Below are 21,445 nucleotides of genomic sequence, written 5' to 3'. Positions count from 1 at the left end.
ATAAAGAAAAAAGCAGTCAATGGCTGCTTCTGAACTTCAATAGACGCAATGCGTTCCTAAAGTAATACATCAGTTAAATTTAATCCCTTCAACATTACAACGTAGATTATAAAAGTATTGAATAAGTCTATGTTCGTTTATTATTGTTTTTTCCATTTTAATTAATGTTCTTTTTCCTATACGACGATCTAACAGACACAGTATTTTTATTAGAATGTCTGAGGATTTTAATAATATTTCAATTGGAGAATTAAAATATTCTTCTAATGCAAAGAAAAAATCATACTGACCATAAATTCCTTCTTTTTTAATGATACTATGAGCCTGGTTCTGTATTGTAAGATTCTCATTTACATCATTAATGTTAAATTTGTTAGATCCATTTCTTATCTCGCGTTCTCTTTTGTATTCTGCTCTTTCAGCCAGTATTGTACACATACTTAATACTTCTACTTTATCGACAGTCATTACAGCTCTACCCAATTGATCATGTGCTTTACGGTAATTAATCACTTGAAAATCCACTCTCGAACGTAATGGTTCGCATAGTAAACTCATTAATCGTTTCTTTGCTTTGCTCCATTTGGGACTATACAACACAATATTATCCTCCATTAACTATTCCAATTATATTGAAATTGGTAAAATATCACATATTTTTTTCTCTCTCGGAAAATAATTCCTAGCTACAATCTAATAGAGAGTAAAAAATCATTTTACTTTTTTGCTTTTGTAAATATCCCCATACAGTTGAATAAAAAAATCAACATTCCACTTTAACAGTGCTTTCTATAAAAACAAATTCAACAAAAAATTTATCAGTCATTCATCATACAAGTCCGCTATAACGAAGGAAATCGGAAAAAAATCATATTTTTAAAGCATCAACATATTGTTTAGCTTCTAATAATGATAGGCCTAAAACAGCTCTAACCTGTTTAATTGCTTGAATTTCTTTTCCTTCTTTTAAAAGTTCACGTAAATCATTATTAATTGGATGTTCTGGAACTTCTACTACTTTTGCAATCTGATCTAAAGTAATCTTGATATTTTTCATCCGATTTTCTAGTTTGTTAAGTTTATCCATAACTGTTGTTACAAGTACGAACATAATGACTAATATTAATCCAATAAACATATATTCCATCAAAAAACACCTACCAATTTATCTATTTTTATGTTATTGAATATCATTACTTATTTTTTCAAAGAGTTCGTATGGAATAGTGAACTTCGTTGTTTTTTCATTCTTCCAATAAGTGATAATGTCTACTTGATTTCCTTTCTTTTCAACTTCCAGTAAAGCATTCTCCCCTTTATTTCGTACTGAGACAATATGATTACCATTTTTCTTTTCTTTTTGTTTGTATTCGTAATTAATATGTAGTGGATTCATATTTCCTCCCGCTCCTTTTTACCTACTTATTTGATATTTTAATATTACCATATATTGGAATTAATGTGGTTTTTATTGATTGTCTCCATTTATATTGTTAATACTCTTATCGGACAAAAATGCCTATTCTTAAGTAACCAAAAGGTGCCTATAGAACATACAAGTTACTATCGCACTTTAAAGTACGTTCTTTTTTTCTTTTTAAATATATTCCATAATAGCATCTGTAGAGGATAGATTCTTTAGAGGATTCCATTGAATATCTAATTTCTAATCTCTACCTACAATTTAACTTAACTTCATCATTTTCATGAAGTTTATATATAGGAGGATTTACATGAAAGAGACTAATTTATTTCAAGGAAAACTAGGTTTTGGAACTGCTCCACTAGGAAATATGTTCCGTAACATCCCAGATGAAGAAGCAGTGGCAACTGTTGAAGCAGCTTGGGATCATGGCATTCGCTATTTTGATACAGCGCCACTTTATGGTGCAGGTCTAGCTGAAATCCGCCTTGGAGAAGTATTATCAAAATACAAACGTGATGATTATGTTTTAAGTACAAAAGTTGGACGTTTAATTTTAGATGAACTAGAAGACGTTTCAGCACGAGACTTAGGTGAAAAAGGCGGAGTTTTCGAATTTGGACGTAAGAATAAACTTGTGAACGACTATAGTGCAGACGCAACTTTACGTTCAATCGAACAAAGTTTAAAACGTTTGAAAACTGATCGATTAGACATTGTTTATGTTCATGATATTGCACAAGACTTTTATGGTGACGAGTGGATTGCACAGTTTGAAATTGCTCGTACTGGTGCTTTCCGCGTACTTTCTCAATTACGAGACGAAGGTGTTATTAAATCTTGGGGACTTGGTGTAAATAAAGTAGAACCAATTGAAATCGCATTAGAATTAGGTGAATACAAACCAGATGTTAGTTTATTAGCTGGTCGTTATACACTTTTAGATCATGATCGTGCGCTTCAACGTTTAATGCCTGAAGCTGCTAAACAAAATGTTGATATTATCGTTGGTGGCCCATATAGCTCTGGTATTCTAGCTGGTGGATCTCATTTCGAATATCAAAAAGCATCACCTGAAATTATTTCGAAAGTTGAGAAAATCAAAGGAATTGCAAATCGACATGGTATTAGTGTGAAAGCCGCTGCTCTTCAATTTTCATTATCAAATCCAGCAGTTGCAACAGTTATTCCAGGTGCAAGTAAACCAGAGCGAATTGCTGAAGACCAAGCTGCATTAAACGAAGTAATTCCAGCTACATTCTGGCATGAAATGAGAGAACAAAAATTAGTGTCAGAAAATGCACCTCTACCAATTGATATTAAAAAATAACTATAATATAGGAGCGATAAAAAATGGCTAACACAATTGTTACAATGGAAATTCCAACAAATCCTGAAAAAGTATGGCAATTAATTGGCGGTTTCAATTCGCTACCAGATTGGTTACCATACATCCCAAGTAGTGAATTATTAGAAGGTGGACGTGTTCGAAGTTTAGCAAATCCTGATGGAGATGCAATTGTAGAACGTCTTGAAGAGTTTAATGATAAAGAGCATTTTTATACGTATTCAATTATGAAAGCTCCATTCCCAGTTACAAACTATCAATCAACAATACGCGTTTTAGAGCATTCTGATCCTAATCGATCAATTGTAGAATGGTCTGGCAGTTTTACACCTGTTGATGTAACGGATGAAGAAGTAATCAAACTATTCAGTGGGATTTATAGTGATGGATTGGAAGCATTAAGACAAGCATTTCAAGTTTTAGCAGTATAATTACTAAATTTTCATTAGTGAAATAGAGGTTAAAAAATCCGCTCAATTTTTTTGAGCGGATTTTTTTCTGTGATTAAGTTAATTATATTATAGATGATCTAAAGCTCCATTTAACATAACGTTTTAAATTTTAGAAGTATTTTTCGTTAATAAAGACTTCAAATTTAAGATTAATCCATCATTTTCGGCAGCAGTTCCAATTGTAATTCGAATTCCGTTAGGGAACGCACGGATAATATATCCTTTTGACTCTAGTTCTTTAAAGATTTCCTGACTGTTTTCAAGTGGAACAAATATAAAATTCGCTTGAGATGGATAGTATTCGATTCCATAACTGTTGAAAAATTCTTCGTATTGTTCCATTCCTTTTTTATTTTCTTCGACACAGTTTTTAATAAAGACTTGGTCTTCAAGTGCTGCTATTGCTGCTACTTGAGATAACATTGACGTATTAAATGGAAGTCTAGCAATATTTAATTCTTGAATTAATTTGCTATTTGCGATTCCATAACCAATTCGGAATGATGCTAGGCCGTAAGCTTTTGAAAATGTTCTTAATACGATAAGATTTTCAAATTTATTTAATAATGAGATTGTATCCGGGAAATCTGATGCCGAAACATATTCAACGTAAGCTTCGTCAACAACTACAAAGGTAGTACTTGGTACTTTTTCTAAAAACTCGACTAATTTGCGGCTTCCGATATATGTACCAGTTGGGTTATTTGGATTACAAATCCAAACAATTTTAGTATTCTCATCTATTTGTGCAAGCATAGCATCTAAATCGTGCACACCATTCACTAAAGGAACAGGTCTAACTTCTGCACCTTCAATAACTGCGTGGTGAGCATATTGTGAAAAAGTTTGAGATGCTTGTATAATATTATGTTCTTTCGTTAGCAATGATCGACTAAGCATTTGAATAACTTCATCAGCACCACTTCCGAATATTAATTGATCTGGTTGTATATTTAAAAATTTTGCTAGTTTCTTCCCAATTTCTTCTGTCGCTCCATCTGGATAAATCGCAAACTTACTTACGACATTACGTAGTTCTTCAAAAACTTTAGGAGAACATCCGAATGGATTTTCATTTGATGCAAGTTTTACAACTTTGTCTAGACCATATTCTCGCATGACTACTTCACTTGGTTTTCCTGGTGTGTATGCTTGAAGAGTCAAAATTTGTGGTTTCACGTACATGCTTATTTCTCCTTTTATTCAAAGTTTTGTATAATGTTGTCAGTTTATCATATTATTAAGCTCTTAATCTAGTCCTATTTTCAAGAATATTTCAAATTATCTAAGGCCCATAATGCCTGCGTTATCTTTACATAGCTTGTTTAAAATTCAAATAAAAAGTAGAATCAAAAGACTCTACTTTTCAATCCAACTACCCATATAAGCTGGATCTTCATATTGATGTGCTTCTTTTACTACATAAAGTGGTCTAAAGGTATCAATCATAACGGCTAGTTCTAATGTTTCTTTCTTTCCAATACTTCCTTCAGTTTTACCTGGATGTGGTCCATGTGGAATACCTGATGGATGTAATGTAATCGACTCTTGTTCGATCCCTTTTCTACTCATAAAGTTTCCTTCTACATAGTAAAGGACTTCATCACTATTTACATTACTGTGTACATAAGGTGCCGGAATTGCTTCAGGATGGTAATCATACATCCTTGGCACAAATGAGCACACGACAAAATTATGTCCTTCGAATGTTTGATGTACTGGTGGTGGCTGATGAATTCTTCCTGTAATTGGTTCGAAATCTTCAATATTAAATGCCCATGGATATAAATACCCATCCCATCCTACTACATCAAATGGATGATGTGTTAAGACATGTTTATAAAGATTTCCTCTTGCTCTAGTTAGAACAGTGAATTCACCTTTTTCATCATATGTCTCTAAAGTTTCTGGTCCTCTAAAATCACGTTCGCAAAATGGACTATGCTCAAGCATTTGGCCATATTCATTGCGATAACGTCTTGGCGTTGTTAACTGGCTATTAGACTCAACAATTAAAAATTTCGTATCATCATTTGGAACTACTTTGTAAATTGTTCCAATAGGGATCATGATATAATCCCCTTTACGGTAAGTAATTGTTCCAAACATTGTTTGGATTTCACCTGAACCGTAATGGACAAAGAACATTTCATCGCCTTCACCATTTCGATAAAAATGTTTGCTTTCTTCTGTTACGTTTGCAACTGCAATTAACAGATCAGAGTTTCCTAAAACGTATACTCTTCCTTCTAAAGCATCACCTTTTTTCTCCAAATTGTTTGTACGAATATGGCGGTGTTGCAAGGATGTCTGTTCTTCAAATTCAATTTGAAGTGATTTATAAAATGATGTTTCACTAACTGATGTAGGCATATGGTTATGATATAAAATAGATTGAGTACCTGAAAATCCTTTTGTACCCATTACTTGTTCTCTATATAATGTTCCATCTTCTTTTCGAAATTGAATATGTCTTTTCTTTGGAATCTTACCTAGACTACGATAATACACACGCTTCCCCTCACTTTCTTACAGTATTTCGTAATGTACCTAAACCTGTAATGCTTAACTCAACGACGTCTCCATCTTCTAACCAGCGATGTATTTCTTCACCAAGTTCTAAAATACAACCTGTTCCAACAGTTCCTGAACCAATCACGTCACCTGGATAAAGCGTTACATTTTTTGAAGCATGAGAAATTAATTCTGGAACAGAATAATAAATTGTAGAAAAGTTGCCACTAGATATGACCTTTCCATTAACTGCGGCTGTCATCTTCAAATCATAGCTTTTACCTGTTCTGAATTTCTCAATTTCATCTTTCGTTACAATGCAAGGTCCTAAAGAAGTGGCAAAATCCTTACCTTTTGATGGGCCTAAGCCTACCTTTACTTCATGTGCTTGAATATCTCTAGCACTCCAGTCATTCAATATTGTATAGCCAAGTATATAATCATCGGCTTCTTCAACTGGGATATCTTTACCTTCTTTACCGATTATACAAGCGATTTCTAATTCAAAATCCATCTTTTTACAATTAGCTGGAATGCTGACATAATCATCAGGTCCAATAACCGCTCGATGATTCGTAAAATAGAAAACAGGTACGTCATACCACTCAGGTATCATCTCTAGACCTCTTCTTGAGCGTGCAGTTTTCACATGCTCTTCAAAGGCATAAAAGTCACGAATACTTTGTGGTTTTGGTAATGGTGCTCGCAATTGAACAGAAGAAAGCGGAATACCTTCTCCTTTAATTTCTGCTATTATATTTTTATATAAATCATAGTTTTCTAGAATCGTTAGTAAATCTGCTGGAATTTGGCCATTACTAGCTTTATTTAGATCAATTACTTGATCTTCAACTAATAAACCTGCACGCTCATTACCATCATATTGAAAAGTTATAAATTTCATACCTTCACCTTTTTCTTTCAATTGCAAAAGTATCAGAAATTGCCCGTGTATAAGAATGGCCAGCAAGGCGGCCAACTGGGTTTAGTTTTTCAGTATTGATTTTGCCATCTGCATATAATTCATCATTTATATGTACATTGACGACTTTACCAATTACTAAACTTCCAGCACCTTTATTCTCACCAAAATGTAATAGCTCATGAAGCTCACATTCTAGTCCTACTAAACTTTCTTTTACTCGAGGAACTTGTACAATTGATCCATCGACTTTTGTAAGTCCAACTTGCTCAAATTCATCTACTCCATAAGGGAAATCTGCAGCAGCGTTATTAACTTTTTCGCAAATTTCTTCACTTACTATATTAATAATGAATCGTTTCGTTTGTTCAATATTTTTTAATGTGTCTTTTTTCTCGCCGTCTGTCCCTCTAAGCATTGGTGCAAAGCACACTAACATCGGGTCAGCACAAATCGCTGTAAAGAAACTAAAAGGTGCAACATTCGCTACACCTTCTAAGTTTACAGTTGAAACAAATGCAATCGGACGAGGCAACACTGAACCAATTAACAGCTTATAAGCATCTTGCCATGGTAAAGTATCCGGTCTAATTTCCATTGTTACAACTCCTTATAGATTTCCTCGAAGAGCTTGCTCACGCTCGATTGATTCAAATAATGCTTTAAAGTTACCATCACCGAATCCTCTAGCACCTTTACGTTGAATAATTTCAATAAATAAAGTTGGACGGTCAACGATTGGACGAGTAAAGATTTGTAGTAAATATCCTTCATCATCACGGTCAACTAAAATCTTTAATTCTCTTAATTTCTCAATATCTTCATCAATTTTTCCAACGCGCTCTGTTAACATATCATAATACGTATCTGGTGTTTTTAAGAATTCAACACCTAGAGCTCTAAGCTTAGTAACTGTATCAACAATATCCTCAGTTAATAAAGCAATATGTTGCACGCCTGGTCCATTGTTATAATCTAAGTACTCTTGAATTTGTGATTTTCTTTTCCCTTCAGCTGGTTCATTAATTGGGAACTTAATTCTGCTTCCATTTGTCATAACTTTTGACATTAATGCAGAATACTCAGTACTAATATCATCATCGTCAAAATGAATCATAGATTGGAATCCCATTACATTTTCATAATAAGAAACCCATTCTTCCATTCTTTCAACATTACCAACTACATGGTCTAATGCGATTAAACCTGTTTCATTTACTGGAATAGTGAATGCACGATCTTTATATCCTGGTAAGAAAGGACCATTATAGTCGCCTTTTTCGATTAATGTGTGAATTGTATCACCATAAGTTGCGATCACAGCTTTTTTCACTGTACCATATTCATCGCTAACTTCAGTTGGAGGTAAAATCTTAATTGCTCCACGGCTTACTGCACCTTGATATGCTGCTTCAATATCATCTACTAATAAAGCGATATCTTTAACGCCATCGCCATGTTTTTTAACAAAGTCAGCAATTTTAGAATCTTCTTTTAAAGTTCCAGTAATAACTAGGCGAATATTACCATTTTTTAAAACGTAAGAAACTTTATCGCGTACTTTTGTTTCTAAACCTGAGTAAGCAATTGGTGTAAATCCAAAAGTGTTAGCGAAGAAATAAGCTGTTTGTTTCGCGTTCCCTACATATAGTTCTAAATGATGTACATCTTGTACCGGAAAAACATCGTAGCTAGTATTTGTTTGTTTTAATTCATCTTGTTTCATTTTAATTTCCCCCTAAAAAATACGATTTTTGTAAAGAAAAGAAAAAACTATGTAAGAGCGCTAAGTAAACGCTTACAAAATAAATAAACCGCATAAAAAAAATTCTTAACAAGGATGACAATTCGCCAAGAATACCATTTGGAAATATATAGGGATTTTCCTAACGAACACACAACCTTTACTACTATATAAATGTAATCATCGTTTTATGAATCGATTTTACATTTATATAGTAGTCTCTAAAATAAATATTTCTACACTTCTTTTTAATTTCCTGCAAAAAATTTTCAATTAAATAAATTTTTTGTCGTTTCTTAATTTTTTAATTAGTTCTGCTTTTCTTTATATGATTTTGGCCCCATTCACATAAGAGATCTAAAATTGGTTTCATTGATTTGCCATATTCATTTAATTCGTATTCTACTTTAGGTGGAATTTGGTCATAAGCAATACGATTAATTAGTCCATCTGCTTCTAACTCTCTTAATTGCTGTGTTAACATTTTTTGAGTTATATTAGGCATCAGTTTTCTAAGTTCATTTGTTCTTTTTTTACCGCTTTCTAAATGGCATAGTATAATACATTTCCACTTACCACCTATTACCTCAATCGCTGCTTCAATCGGCATATTATACTCTTTCATAAATCCTCCATCATTGCTTATTACTAATAAATTATCATTAAGTCCTACAGTAAAGGTTTATAAAATATAGCATACAAATAATTTATAGTTCAAATAAAATTAGTTTAAAAAATTTTTTACTTAGTTCTAAAGACGCAAACTAAAAAGAAGCTTATAGGCACTTTTTAGTACGTACTTTATTTTAGGATCGTTATCATTCATAATTACAATCATCATTTATTTAAAGGAGTGGAAACAATATGTTTATCATACATGGAAGTTCTAGGGAAAATGGAAATACAGAGCAGCTAACAAATCTCATTACGAAAGATATAGTTAAAACACAAGTGCAATTACGTCATAAAAATATAAAAGCGATAAACGACCAAAGACATGAACCAAATGGCTTCCAACCAATTGATGATGATTACGAGGAAATGATTAAAGAAATGTTAGAGCATGATACGATTATTTTTTCAACACCTTTATATTGGTATGGTATGAGTGGGTACATGAAAAACTTTATTGATCGTTGGTCTCAAAGTCTTCGTAATAAAGATCTTCAATTCGCAGAAAAAATGAAAAACAAAAAAATGTATGTCGTAATTGTTGGTGGAGATCAGCCGAAAATTAAAGCACTACCTTTAATTTTACAATTTAAACATATATTCGAATTTATTGGAGCAACACTTGAAGGATATATTATTGGAACAGGAAATACACCTGGTGCAATATTGGAAGATCAATTAGCCATTCAACAAGCAAAGATACTAAACACAACATTAAAAAATAAGTAAGTACAACTAAAAGGAGTAAGAACTTGATTCCATTTTTACAACATAACCCAACGAAATTATGGTTTGGGAAAAATCAAATTGAACAATTAGCAAATGAAGTACAAGCATATCATCGTATCCTTATCGTTTATGGTGGCGGCAGTATTAAAAAAAATGCCAGATAAGGAAAGTGTAACAGATATTTTAGTACGCTCTTTTTAGTATTGGAGGGGACCTTGCATTTAGCTAGGTTCTTTTCTTATTTAGATTGAACTAGTAATGGATGAGTTAAAAGACTTAATTTGCGACTTCACTGACATTTTTATCAAAAAAAAGAACCTAATGAAAGGTTCTTTCAACTAAAATTGCATTTCTATCCAATTAAGTTCATTAATTTGGTGATCTACAACGTTACAACACATATTCGGGTTAATCGTATCAACATGTGAAATTGTAATAGAAGACATTGAAACCGAATATTTAACTGTATCAACAATGCTCATATTATTCATATAGCCATATCCAATCCCAGCAACTAAAGCATCTCCCGCTCCTGTTACATTAACGACTGATACGCCATCTGCTTGGATAATACCCTCTTCTATACCATTATTATAATAAATTCCTTCTGCATCTAAACTAATGAAGACATTTGTTACGCCTAAGTCTTTAAAATATTTGCCAGCTTTTCGTACATCTTCAACTGAAGTAATGTCAAATCCACATAGTACTTCAGCTTCATGTCGATTTGGTTTAATCGTATGAAAATATTGAATATAATCTCTTATTTTTGAAGCTTTTGAAGCAGAAACTGGATCTAAAATAAATTTAGTGTCATTATGGAAATTTGTTAATAAATAAGCTAAAATACTTGGATTATCCGCGTCAACTACCATATATTCGGCATTTCGAATCACATCTGCTTTGGAGTCTATAAACTCCATTGTAAAATTGTTTGTGATATCTAAATCTACTACCGCAGAGACCATTTCTCCACTTTCATTTAATATGGCTAAATATGTTGGCGTAGACTCACCCTTAATAATTAACGTGTCTTCCATATCTATATTCAGATTCTTTGCGTGATTTAACATGTTGATGCCATTGATATCATCACCAATTACCGAAATAAACTTTGTGTTTACGTTGATCTTCGCCATATTTTCAGCGATATTTCGGCAAACACCCCCAAACGATACTTTTACGCTGCCTGGATTCGAATCATATGGGCGATAATTTTTTTTCGTGAACCCGATAATATCACATATGGAAACACCAAATACTAATATATATGGATTAGAAGGATTTGTCATTTTGTCAGTCCTTTCACTTTAAACTGAAAGAAAAATAATTTGTTTCGATTCACCAATTATACCAGTATAATATATTTTTTATAAAGTATTTTTTTAAACTTATTTTCATCATTAATTTCTTTATTATTATTGACTAAAATTATTTTTAAGTATAATATTTATTCTTACGTTTAAAAAAATATATTTTACGTGGTTCGAGAACCTCCCACGAAAAAAAACTAAGGAGAAACAAAATGAAGTTAAAAACTATTACTGTAAATGGAGTATTTGCTGCATTATATATTGCAGTAACGTATTTTATTCAACCATTCGGGTTTACGAATGTACAGTTTCGTGTATCTGAAATATTTAACCATTTAGTCGTTTTTAATAAAAAGTACATATATGGAGTCGTTTTAGGCGTTATATTAGCTAATTTTTTCTTTTCTCCAATTATGGCTTATGATTTAGTCTTTGGTGTTGGCCAATCGATTATTTCTTTATTAATTACGATCGCGACATCAAAGTTTATAAAAGGCATTATTCCGAGAATGATTGTTAACACGGTTGTCTTTACGATTACTATGTTCTTAATCGCAATCGAATTAAAACTAGCATTTCATTTACCATTCCCAATGACTTATTTAACTACAGCAATTGGTGAATTTGTCGTAATGGTTGTTGGTATACCGATTATGTACTATTTAAATAAACGAGTAAAATTCGAACATCTTATTTAAGTAAAAAAGAGTTGTTTTCCAAATTGGAAACAACTCTTTTTATTATGTATTATTTGTCTTCTCTTAATAAATACTCATTTCCATCTTGATCGTAGAAATTAAACATAGAACCGTATGGCATTCTCATCAGGTCATCAACTTTTACACCATTTTGTTTCATTTTTTCATAAGCAGCTTCGATATCTGTAGTGCTAAAAAGTACAGTTGGATGAGCTACTTTTTCTGGTTTAAATTGTTCCATCGAAGGTTTAGAGTAAAGTACTAAAGTAGTAAATTCACTTTCGCTTGGAGCTACTTCAATCCATTTAGCATCTGGCCCCATTGGCATTTCAAATTTTAGAACAAACCCCATTTTATTAATCCAAAAATCTTTTGCTTGCTCTTGATCTTCAACATAAACAGTAACTTTACCAATTTTATTTATCATATAAAAATCTCCTCTACTCGTTAATTTTACTACCACTCTATTTTAACAATCATAAATTTGTAAAACAAACCGCTTAAGTATGAATGTTTACTTCATAGGGATGACTTTTTTCCTGTAGAAGCATTTTTATAAAACTATACCATATACTTTTTTTATACAGTACAAAGTAAGGGGGAAGTAATTTTGCCTAAAAACGTAATTTGGAATGATGTTGATGAATATTTTATTGAAAAACTCCTTCCGACTGATCCTATCTTAGAAAATGTATTACTTGCAAATCATCAAGCGGGATTACCTAGTATAGACGTGTCTCCTACTCAAGGTAAATTACTTTATTTATTAGCAAAGATTAAACGTGCCAAAAATATTTTAGAAATCGGTACATTAGGTGGCTATAGTAGTATTTGGTTAGCACGTGCACTTCCCGAAGATGGGAAATTAACTACTTTAGAAATTAACAATGAGCATGCAAAAGTTGCCAAACAAAATATCAAAGAAGCACAATTGCAAGATAAAGTCGAAGTGATCATCGGAAAAGCGTTAGAAACATTGCCATCTTTAAAAGAATCAAAACCTTTTTTTGACTTTATATTTATCGATGCTGATAAACCAAATAATCCACATTATTTAAAATGGGCATTAAAATTAGCAAGTTCTGGCGCCTTAATTATTGTCGATAATGTTGTTCGAAGCGGAGAGGTCATTAATGAATCAAGTGAAGATGAAAGTGTCAAAGGTGTCCGTCAGCTAATGGATCTACTCAGTACAGACTCTCGAATTGACACCACCGCTCTTCAGACTGTTGGGTTAAAAGGGTATGATGGATTTGTGATTGGGGTTGTTAAATAGTAATTCCTTTATGGGAGCCCACGTTTTGTTTTTGCATATTAATGAAGAAGCATGGCAAATAATAGTTGAAAAAGGGGTGCCCTTAATTCAGTTAACCTGAATGATGTGGCTCCCCTTTTTATTACATAACTCGCTTAAACATTTTCTCAAGCTCATACGAACTAAAATGGATTACGATCGGACGTCCATGTGGACATGTAAATGGATTGCTTGATTTTCTCAACGATTCTAATAGATTAAAAATCTCGTCGTTTGTTATATATTGATTTGCTTTTATTGATGCTTTACAGCTCATCATGATGGCTTTTTCTTCACGTAGTTTTTTTATATTAATTGTTCCTCGTTTTAATAGTTCTTGGATCATTTCATCAATTAATGTATCTTCTTGCCCTTCTGGAAACCAATTTGGATGTTCACGAATGACATAACTATTCGATCCGAACTTCTCGATAAATAACCCAACTTCTTGGAGTTCATCATGGTATTGGTCTAATAAAATAGCTTGCTCTGGTGATACATCAAATGTAATTGGAATTAATAAGGTTTGTAGTTCTGATGCTACTTCCCCTATTTTTTCCTTAAAATATTCATAGTAAACTCGTTCTTGTGCAGCATGTTGATCAATTAAATATAATCCTTTTTCGTTTTGAGCAATAATATATGTTCCGTGCATTTGCCCGATTGGATATAAAGGAGGTAGTTGGTCTATATTTTGCTCATCATATACATCTTCGTTCACAATAACTGTTTCTTCTAGTTTGGATTGATCGTCTTCATTAGCATTATTTGAAAAAACTATATCATTATTCATTTCATGTTTTTCAAAATAAAGACTCTCATAATCCGTTCGGTTTGATGAATCATTTTGAGTAGTTGAATCATATTCAGTTGATTTTTCTACATTGACTGTTTCTTTTGTCTCATTTGAGTAATTCGAACTAGTACTAAAACGCTCCTGAAGCGAGAAAGGTAATTTCTTTTCTACGTCTTCTTTTATAGAAGAATGTTCAAACGAAAATGTAGATTGTTCACTTATTATTTTTTCCTTAGGAGCTGTTGACTTTATTTCTGGAATAAGCGAACGACCCCTAAAAACTTTTTTTATACTTTCTGTAATTAATGTAAATAATTGATCCTCTTTACTAAAACGAACTTCTTGTTTTGTTGGATGGACATTTACATCGACTAATTGTGGGTCCATTTTAATAAATAACGAAACGATTGGAAAACGGCCAATTGGTAGCAAAGTATGATAGCCTTCGCTAATTGATTTGTTTACGCCATAATGTTTTACATATCTTCCATTAACATATAGTGAAATATAATTTCTAGTTGCTCTTGTATATTCAGGCATGGATAAATAGCCTTCAATTTGAAAGTCTAATGACTCGCCTTTAAAATGAACCATGTTTTTTGCAATTTGTAAGCCGTATAATGATGCAAGAATTTGTCTTGCGTCGCCATTGCCATTGCTACGAAACATTAATTTATCATTATGTTTCAAATCAAAAGCAATTTGTGGATTTGCTAATGCTAATCGATAGACAACATCTGTTACATTACTTAATTCCGTTTGGACCGTTCTCATATATTTTAATCTAGCAGGTGTATTAAAAAATAAATTTGAAACTTCAATACTTGTCCCTTTTGATTTAGCAATTTCTTTCTGGGATTGTAATACGCCACCTTTTAAAATTGTTTCAATTCCAGGTCCGTCCTCGGTTGATGTTTTTACTGTAACATAACTTACAGATGCAATACTCGGTAATGCTTCACCTCTGAAACCTAATGTACGTATTCGAAACAAATCATTTTCATCTTTAATTTTACTAGTTGCATGGCGCTCAAATGCTAGGACACTATCTTCCTTTGACATCCCTTCACCATTATCACTGACAAAAATTCGTGAGAGTCCACCGTCGTTAATCTCGACTGTAATACGTGTACTATTTGCGTCAATTGCATTCTCAAGTAATTCCTTCACAACTGATGCAGGACGTTCTACAACTTCACCTGCGGCTATTTGATTGGCTAATATCTCATCTAACTTCTGTATTTTTGACATTAGTGAACCTCCTCTCTAAATAGAATACTATACATTAAGAAAAGTTATAGTATGAGTGTTGAAATATAAATATTTTAACTGACTAGTATAAACTTATTTGTAAAAATGTGAATGTCGATGTCGTCATAATAGGTTTCAATTAAACGAATGAATAAAATGTAATTCATTCGTTTAATTGACTATTGTTTTTAAGATCATTATTGATCATATAGAAATTGATTGGAACGAAAGGTTGCCAGGCTTCAATGGGAAAGGAGGCTAAAGGAACCTCGCCCCATGGAAAGCGAGCAACCTGTAGTAGAAATACTTATTACCTATTAATATTTTTTAACTTGCTTTTGAAGTTCATATAGTAAATTAAATGCTTCCATTGGATTTAATTCTAGTATATTGATTCCTTTTAATTGATCAATGACAGGATGGTTTTTAACAACTTCTTTAACGACTGGTTGATGATCGTCAAATAAGCTTAACTGAGATTCAGCATCCTCTTTGTCTATTGTTTGAACAATTTCTTTTATAGGTACTTTACTATCTGCATTCTCTTTTTCTGCAACTTCAATTTCTTCTTTAACAAACGAATGATTAGTTGATTCTAAATCATTTAATAGTTCTTTTGCCCGAGTAATTACCTCTTTCGGAAGATTGGCTAATTCGGCAACGTGGATACCGTAGCTTTGATCCGCTGCACCTTCAAAGATTTTATGAAGGAATAATACTTTTCCATCTTGCTCTTTTGCTGCTACGTGAATATTTTTTAAATACTTAAGTTGATTTGCTAATACCGTCAATTCATGATAGTGAGTAGAAAACAGCGTTTTTGCTCCTATATGATCATGTATATATTCAATCATCGATTGCGCTAAAGCCATTCCATCATATGTTGATGTTCCTCTACCAATTTCATCAAATAAGATTAAACTTTTTTCTGTTGCATTCGTGATTGCATAATTAGCTTCTAACATTTCGACCATAAAAGTACTCTGCCCAGAAATTAAATCATCTGCAGCACCAATTCTAGTGAAAATTTGATCAAAAATAGGTAATTTCGCATATTCAGCAGGTACATAGCATCCAATTTGAGCTAATATACTTATTAAAGCAACTTGTTTCATATACGTACTCTTACCAGCCATATTTGGTCCTGTAATTAAAAATTGATGAGTATCAACATCTAAATTTGTATCATTCGGAATATACTCTGAACCTAGAAGTACCTTTTCAACTACTGGATGTCTTCCGTTCTTCACGATATATTCTCTTTGTTCTGTGAATGTTGGTCTTACATATCCATTTTTTTCACTTACTACAGAAAAACTTTGTAAAACGTCAATTTGACTAATTACTTGCCCTAATGTTTGAAGTCTAGATAAATATTGTTTTACTTGTTCTCTTATTGAAATAAATAACTCATATTCCAATCCAATCATTTTTTCTTCAGCTTCAAGAATCATTGTTTCTTTTTCTTTTAGCTCATTTGTTATAAATCGTTCTGCATTCGCTAACGTTTGTTTACGTTCGTAACGGCCTTCTGGAATTTGACTAATATTTGATCTAGTAACCTCAATATAGTATCCAAAGATTCGATTGTATCCAATTTTTAACGACTTAATCCCCGTAATTTCTCTTTCTCTTTGTTCCAATTCCATTAGCCAATTTTTACCGTTCTTACTAATGAATCGATATTCATCTAATGTTTTATGGAATCCATCTTTAATAATGTTTCCTTCTTTAATAGATAAAGGCGCATCTTCAATAATTGCATTCTCTAAAAGAACTTGAAGCTCTTCACATGGATCGATTTGATTAATTAGCTCATCGATCGTTTCATGATTAATTGATTTTAAAGCATGAATAATTGAAGGTACTGTTTGAAGTGAACGTTTTAGTTGTAATAAATCTCTTGCATTTACATTACCAAATGAGACTTTACCAGCTAAACGCTCTAAATCATATACATCTTTTAATAACTCCTTCAGGTCTTCACGGATAAAATAGTTTTCCATTAGTAATTCCACAATCGTCAAACGATGCTCGATTTGTTTCGTACTTACTAGTGGACGTTGAATCCATTTTTTAAGTAGTCGGCCACCCATTGCTGTTTTCGTTTCATCTAATAACCAATTCAAAGAACCTTGTTTGTTTTTTGAACGTTGAGTTTCAACTAATTCAAGATTTCTCATCGAATACATGTCCATATTTAAAAAATCATGTTGATGAATAACGACTATTTCTTGAAGATGAGAAAGTGTTCGTTTTTGTGTTCTTGATAAATAATTTAATAATCTTGCAGCAGTAGCTTTTAAACTTGTTTGATCAATAGATTTTACAACATTTGTAAACTCCTCTGATAAACGATCGTTCTCCTCAAACGAAACGGTAATTGAAAAACTTTTTTCAAGTGTTTGGATTGCTTTAGATGAAAAATCTTCATTTACGACTACTTCTTTTGTTCCAGTTGCTGCAATTTTTAAAACTGCTTCTTCTATTGAACCGTTAAGTAATAAAGCATTGCCTTCACCAGTCGTCAAATCAATCCAAGCTAAAGCATATGAGCTTGGTGATACTTCTGATAATGTTGAGATATAATGATTTTGCTTTTCGTCAATTGATCTACCTTCCATTTGCGTCCCTGGCGTAATCAATTGAACAACCTCTCTTTTAACGACTCCTTTTGCGACTGTTGGATCTTCGACTTGTTCACAAATAGCAACTTTATATCCTTTTTCAACTAATTGTTCTATATATCCAGCAGCAGAATGGAAAGGTACCCCACACATTGGAATTCGTTCATCAGTTCCTCCTGCTCGTCCGGTTAAAGTAATCTCTAAAACTTGAGATGCCTTAATTGCATCCTCAAAAAACATTTCATAAAAATCACCAAGTCTAAAAAATAAAAATGCATCTTGGTAATTTTTCTTTATATTTAAATATTGCTCAATCATTGGCGTATAAGTTGCCATTCTATCCACTCCATCAAAAAACTTTCTTCGCATATTATATCATATTTTGCGAAAAGGCTTGGAAAGTTCGAAAGTTAAGAAAAAGAAAACTTATAGGATGCAAAATCCTAATAAAACAAAAAAGCTAGGAAGTATCACCTCCCTAGCCTAGACTATTCTTCTTCGCCCTCTAAAACAAAATCAGGATCTAAATCTTCAAACTCATCATCTACGTCAAAGAAATCATCATCGTCATGTACACCATGCGGTGCAACAAGAACAACTATTTTCGTTTCACCTACAACTTCAACTAATACTTCTTTTTCTACAGTCACAATAAATCGATTACCATTTGGAGATATAATTGCATCTAAACAATTTGGATGTTTTAATGATCTAGCAATTACTTCACAATCTTCGCCAGTAAAATTTTCATCTCTGTGTCTTAATTTTACGACTTCATTATACTTAACAGCTTCAGGTACTACTTCTGTTTTCGTATTGTCACCATAGGAGTACCAAATATTAATATCATATTTACCAGATACTTCTACCCCATCTTTACATTTTTTTGCATCATATACATGGTTTATAACCCAGCAGCCTAAAATACTTGATGGAGTATGATTTGGTGTGATTGTATGTGTGACTTTGTTATATTTCTTGCCTCTTCCTACGACTGCCTTCGTTATAATCTCTCTATGTTCGCGTTCAGACATAGGTGTGACCCTCCTCGTTCCATTTTCATTTCATTCTATGCGTGACATATGCGGAATGTGTTAATGACATGAAAATTCTTTTATACAAGTTAAAAAAACATGTGATGATAAATTGTATGACGACAGCCTAATAAAGTTGACTCTATTTTGAAGAAATTAAAAAATAAACATAAAAATATGATAATTAGGCTATTTAGTTATTACTTTATTAGCCTTACATAAAAAAAAGACTCAAGGTCGCAAAATTAATTGCTTCCTTGAGTCTTTTTTATTAATGACCGCAGCTATCTGTTTTGCAAGCATCCGGTCCATGAGCTACTTTTGAACCTGTCTCACCGCTTAATAAGTTACCACCTGTTGACTTAATGATCTCGTCGGTTACACCATTTGAGATCGTGTGAGCGATTAATTGAAGTAAATCATTAACCTCTACTTGTGAAGATTGGAATTCTTGTACAACTGGAATTGATTCTAGTTTTTCGTTCAATTCTTCAAGTTCTTGTTCAACCTTTTTAAGAGCTTCTTTCTTACCCCAGTGCTCTAAATTAACTGCTTGTTTTTGTAATGACTTAATTTCTTCAATATAAGTTCTTACAGTTTCACTCTCGTTAATTTGCGCTTCAGCACGTTTAAAAAAGTCTACTTCTTCTGTTTCAGAAATCATTACTGCTAATTCTTTTGCGCGTTCAACGATATCAGTTTTTGTATATTTTCCCATTATAGCACCTCAACTGTTTCTTCTACTAGTTCACCATCTAATGACCAAGTTTTAGCTTTTGTAATTTTTACTTTTACAATTTGACCAACGATTGATTTAGGACCTCTAAAGTTTACAAGTTTATTATAAGGAGTATACCCAGCAAGTACATCAGGGTTTTTCTTGCTTTCTCCTTCTACTAATACATCAAGGACTTGCCCTTCAAAACGTTTATTAAATTCAGCAGATTTTTCATTCACTAGATTGTTAAGACGTTGTAATCTTTCCTTTTTGACACTCTCTGGTACATTATCCACCATTTTTGCAGCCGGTGTACCTTCACGTGGTGAATAAATGAATGTAAATGCTAAATCAAAACCAACTTCTTCATATAATGTCATCGTTTCTTCGAATTGCTCATCCGTTTCATTCGGGAATCCAACAATGATATCAGTTGTAAACGAAATATGTGGCATTGCCGTTTTTAATTTTCTTACAAGTTCTAAATATTGTTCACGATCATATTTACGTGACATTAGTTTTAGAACTTCAGAGCTACCAGATTGAACTGGTAAATGAATATGTGGCATTAAGTTACCACCTTTTGCTAATACTTCTATTAAATGATCATCAAAATCACGTGGGTGACTTGTTGTAAAACGAACACGTGGGATGCCAATTTTACGGATTTCATCCATTAAATGACCTAATCCATATTTACCATCATTTAAATCTTTCCCATAAGCATTAACATTTTGACCTAATAATGTAACTTCTTTGTAGCCTAGTCTAGCTAATTCACGAACTTCATTTATGATATCTTCTGGTTGACGACTACGTTCTTTACCACGTGTGTATGGAACAATACAGTACGTACAGAATTTATCACAGCCATACATAATATTAACCCAAGCTTTAATTTCACCACGACGTACTTTAGGAAGGTTCTCAATTACATCCCCTTCTTTTGACCATACTTCAATCACCATTTCTTTACTGAACATCGCTTCTTGAATAATAAATGGTAATCTATGAATATTATGTGTACCAAATACCATATCGATAAATGAATGTTTTTGTAAGATTCGATTAACAACTGCTTCTTCTTGAGACATACATCCACAAATACCAATTAATAAATCTGGTCTTTGAAGTTTTAACGGTTTTAAGTGACCAATTTCACCAAACACTTTATTTTCAGCATTTTCTCTAATAGCACATGTGTTTAATAGAATAATATCAGCATCTTCAGCTGAAGTAGCAACTTCATAACCCATTGTCGTTAAAATACCTGCCATAACTTCTGTGTCATGCTCGTTCATTTGACAACCATAAGTACGGATTAAGAATTTCTTACCAACACCAGAATTTCTCATTTCTTCAGGAATTTCGAAACCACGATCATACGTAACTTCTTCTTTACCTCTACGCTTTGCATCAGCTAAAGATGGAGCTTGGTAAACTTTTTCAAAATATTTACTATAATCTTTATCATTTTTATCTTTTGTATTATTTATATTAGTGCCTTGAAGGCGTTGTTGTTCATTCATGAAACAATCTCCTTTCTTCTCGAGCGTCCACACATTACTTAAGTATATAACGTTATTCTACAATATACAATGTGCGTTACGCAAAAAAGAAAGCTGGTAATAGTAGTATATTTGAATAATTTTATTCATTTTGAAAAATCAATTGTTAAAATAATAAAGCGCTTTATATGTTGATTTCCAATATAGGATTCTCAATTGTGGAAGTTGACCATAAAACCCTTTGAAACATAAAAAGAGGATCCATCAAAGGATCCTCTTCACGCTGTTGAAAAAAGAATTTGTCAATTAAATCTTGATAAGTAAGTTGTGTTTCAGTGATTTCCACTACAGGTTGCTCGCTTTCCATGGGGCGAGACCTGAGCCTCCTCGGCATTGCCTTGC

Annotated in this window: 21 protein-coding genes, 1 pseudogene and 1 riboswitch; of the genes and pseudogenes, 6 read left to right on the top strand and 16 right to left on the bottom strand. The window is 32.6% G+C overall.

Features of this window, described 5'->3' with window-relative positions:
- Positions 1–69: 69 nt before the first annotated feature.
- The 3 genes from ACSBO6_RS07725 to ACSBO6_RS07715 all read right to left on the bottom strand — a co-directional run bounded on the left by ACSBO6_RS07725 (position 70) and on the right by ACSBO6_RS07715 (position 1,396).
- Positions 70–600: an SF0329 family protein gene (locus ACSBO6_RS07725; protein WP_098848283.1), complete on the bottom strand. Its 531-nt coding sequence runs from the start codon at positions 598–600 to the stop codon at positions 70–72.
- Between the two features lie 268 nt (positions 601–868).
- Positions 869–1,147 (bottom strand): hypothetical protein, encoded by a 279-nt coding sequence (locus tag ACSBO6_RS07720; protein WP_098848284.1) that lies wholly within the window; start codon positions 1,145–1,147, stop codon positions 869–871.
- A 33-nt stretch (positions 1,148–1,180) separates the two neighbouring features.
- Positions 1,181–1,396: a hypothetical protein gene (locus ACSBO6_RS07715; RefSeq protein ID WP_286138507.1), complete on the bottom strand. Its 216-nt coding sequence runs from the start codon at positions 1,394–1,396 to the stop codon at positions 1,181–1,183.
- Positions 1,397–1,733: 337 nt separating this feature from the next.
- Between ACSBO6_RS07715 and ACSBO6_RS07710 the strand changes: the two genes are divergently transcribed.
- Entirely contained in the window at positions 1,734–2,753 is a 1,020-nt protein-coding gene (locus ACSBO6_RS07710) for an aldo/keto reductase (protein ID WP_498844442.1), read from the top strand.
- 23 nt (positions 2,754–2,776) lie between these two features.
- Entirely contained in the window at positions 2,777–3,202 is a 426-nt protein-coding gene (locus tag ACSBO6_RS07705; protein WP_498844441.1) for an SRPBCC family protein, read from the top strand.
- A 123-nt stretch (positions 3,203–3,325) separates the two neighbouring features.
- Here ACSBO6_RS07705 and hisC read toward each other — a convergent pair whose 3' ends face one another.
- From hisC to ACSBO6_RS07675, 6 genes are all read right to left on the bottom strand, one after another.
- Complete coding sequence (hisC, locus tag ACSBO6_RS07700) at positions 3,326–4,408, bottom strand: histidinol-phosphate transaminase (RefSeq protein ID WP_498844440.1); 1,083 nt, start codon at positions 4,406–4,408, stop codon at positions 3,326–3,328.
- 174 nt (positions 4,409–4,582) lie between these two features.
- Positions 4,583–5,734, bottom strand: a complete 1,152-nt coding sequence (locus ACSBO6_RS07695; RefSeq protein WP_098848288.1) for a homogentisate 1,2-dioxygenase — start codon at positions 5,732–5,734, stop codon at positions 4,583–4,585.
- 10 nt (positions 5,735–5,744) lie between these two features.
- Positions 5,745–6,641: a fumarylacetoacetate hydrolase family protein gene (locus tag ACSBO6_RS07690; RefSeq protein WP_098848289.1), complete on the bottom strand. Its 897-nt coding sequence runs from the start codon at positions 6,639–6,641 to the stop codon at positions 5,745–5,747.
- 4 nt (positions 6,642–6,645) lie between these two features.
- Positions 6,646–7,257: a flavin reductase family protein gene (locus ACSBO6_RS07685; protein WP_098848290.1), complete on the bottom strand. Its 612-nt coding sequence runs from the start codon at positions 7,255–7,257 to the stop codon at positions 6,646–6,648.
- Positions 7,258–7,269: 12 nt separating this feature from the next.
- Complete coding sequence (hppD, locus tag ACSBO6_RS07680; RefSeq protein WP_098848291.1) at positions 7,270–8,385, bottom strand: 4-hydroxyphenylpyruvate dioxygenase; 1,116 nt, start codon at positions 8,383–8,385, stop codon at positions 7,270–7,272.
- A gap of 322 nt (positions 8,386–8,707) precedes the next feature.
- Positions 8,708–9,028 carry a winged helix-turn-helix transcriptional regulator gene (locus ACSBO6_RS07675; protein ID WP_498844439.1) on the bottom strand — a complete coding sequence of 107 codons (321 nt, stop codon included), beginning with the start codon at positions 9,026–9,028 and terminating at the stop codon, positions 8,708–8,710.
- 239 nt (positions 9,029–9,267) lie between these two features.
- Between ACSBO6_RS07675 and ACSBO6_RS07670 the strand changes: the two genes are divergently transcribed.
- The gene (locus tag ACSBO6_RS07670) at positions 9,268–9,804 is read left to right on the top strand and encodes a flavodoxin family protein (protein ID WP_098848293.1); all 537 of its coding nucleotides are present in this window, start codon (positions 9,268–9,270) and stop codon (positions 9,802–9,804) included.
- A 23-nt stretch (positions 9,805–9,827) separates the two neighbouring features.
- Positions 9,828–9,959: pseudogene (locus ACSBO6_RS07665) on the top strand (NADH-dependent alcohol dehydrogenase); the annotation flags it as partial.
- A 183-nt stretch (positions 9,960–10,142) separates the two neighbouring features.
- On the opposite strand, the gene ACSBO6_RS07660 reads toward ACSBO6_RS07665, so the two are convergent.
- On the bottom strand, positions 10,143–11,096 hold the full coding sequence (locus ACSBO6_RS07660) for a carbohydrate kinase family protein (protein ID WP_098848294.1): 954 nt from the start codon (positions 11,094–11,096) through the stop codon (positions 10,143–10,145).
- A gap of 183 nt (positions 11,097–11,279) precedes the next feature.
- A riboswitch (PreQ1 riboswitch) is annotated at positions 11,280–11,324 on the top strand.
- Positions 11,325–11,329: 5 nt separating this feature from the next.
- On the opposite strand from ACSBO6_RS07660, the gene ACSBO6_RS07655 reads away from it, so the two are divergent.
- The gene (locus ACSBO6_RS07655) at positions 11,330–11,815 is read left to right on the top strand and encodes a QueT transporter family protein (RefSeq protein ID WP_056470694.1); all 486 of its coding nucleotides are present in this window, start codon (positions 11,330–11,332) and stop codon (positions 11,813–11,815) included.
- Between the two features lie 49 nt (positions 11,816–11,864).
- Here the strand turns inward: ACSBO6_RS07655 and ACSBO6_RS07650 are convergent, their stop codons facing one another.
- Positions 11,865–12,242: a VOC family protein gene (locus tag ACSBO6_RS07650; RefSeq protein WP_098848295.1), complete on the bottom strand. Its 378-nt coding sequence runs from the start codon at positions 12,240–12,242 to the stop codon at positions 11,865–11,867.
- Positions 12,243–12,425: 183 nt separating this feature from the next.
- Between ACSBO6_RS07650 and ACSBO6_RS07645 the strand changes: the two genes are divergently transcribed.
- Positions 12,426–13,091, top strand: a complete 666-nt coding sequence (locus ACSBO6_RS07645) for an O-methyltransferase (RefSeq protein ID WP_498844438.1) — start codon at positions 12,426–12,428, stop codon at positions 13,089–13,091.
- Between the two features lie 121 nt (positions 13,092–13,212).
- On the opposite strand, the gene mutL is transcribed toward ACSBO6_RS07645, so the two are convergent.
- The 5 genes from mutL to miaB all read right to left on the bottom strand — a co-directional run bounded on the left by mutL (position 13,213) and on the right by miaB (position 21,064).
- Entirely contained in the window at positions 13,213–15,156 is a 1,944-nt protein-coding gene (gene mutL, locus ACSBO6_RS07640; RefSeq protein ID WP_498844437.1) for a DNA mismatch repair endonuclease MutL, read from the bottom strand.
- A gap of 317 nt (positions 15,157–15,473) precedes the next feature.
- Entirely contained in the window at positions 15,474–18,119 is a 2,646-nt protein-coding gene (gene mutS / locus ACSBO6_RS07635) for a DNA mismatch repair protein MutS (RefSeq protein WP_098848298.1), read from the bottom strand.
- Positions 18,120–18,271: 152 nt separating this feature from the next.
- The gene (cotE, locus tag ACSBO6_RS07630) at positions 18,272–18,817 is read right to left on the bottom strand and encodes an outer spore coat protein CotE (protein WP_098848299.1); all 546 of its coding nucleotides are present in this window, start codon (positions 18,815–18,817) and stop codon (positions 18,272–18,274) included.
- 271 nt (positions 18,818–19,088) lie between these two features.
- Positions 19,089–19,535, bottom strand: coding sequence for a YlbF/YmcA family competence regulator (locus ACSBO6_RS07625; RefSeq protein WP_098848300.1), 447 nt, complete (start codon positions 19,533–19,535; stop codon positions 19,089–19,091).
- Positions 19,535–21,064, bottom strand: coding sequence for a tRNA (N6-isopentenyl adenosine(37)-C2)-methylthiotransferase MiaB (gene miaB / locus ACSBO6_RS07620; protein ID WP_098848301.1), 1,530 nt, complete (start codon positions 21,062–21,064; stop codon positions 19,535–19,537). The genes ACSBO6_RS07625 and miaB overlap by 1 nt, the downstream gene beginning before the upstream one ends.
- Between the last annotated feature and the right edge of the window lie 381 nt (positions 21,065–21,445).

This window comes from Bacillus sp. AL-1R (assembly GCF_052180195.1).
Lineage (GTDB): Bacteria > Bacillota > Bacilli > Bacillales > Bacillaceae_G > Gottfriedia.
The sequence above is the reverse complement of the archived record's forward strand: the minus strand, read 5'-3'. Positions and strand labels throughout refer to the sequence as shown.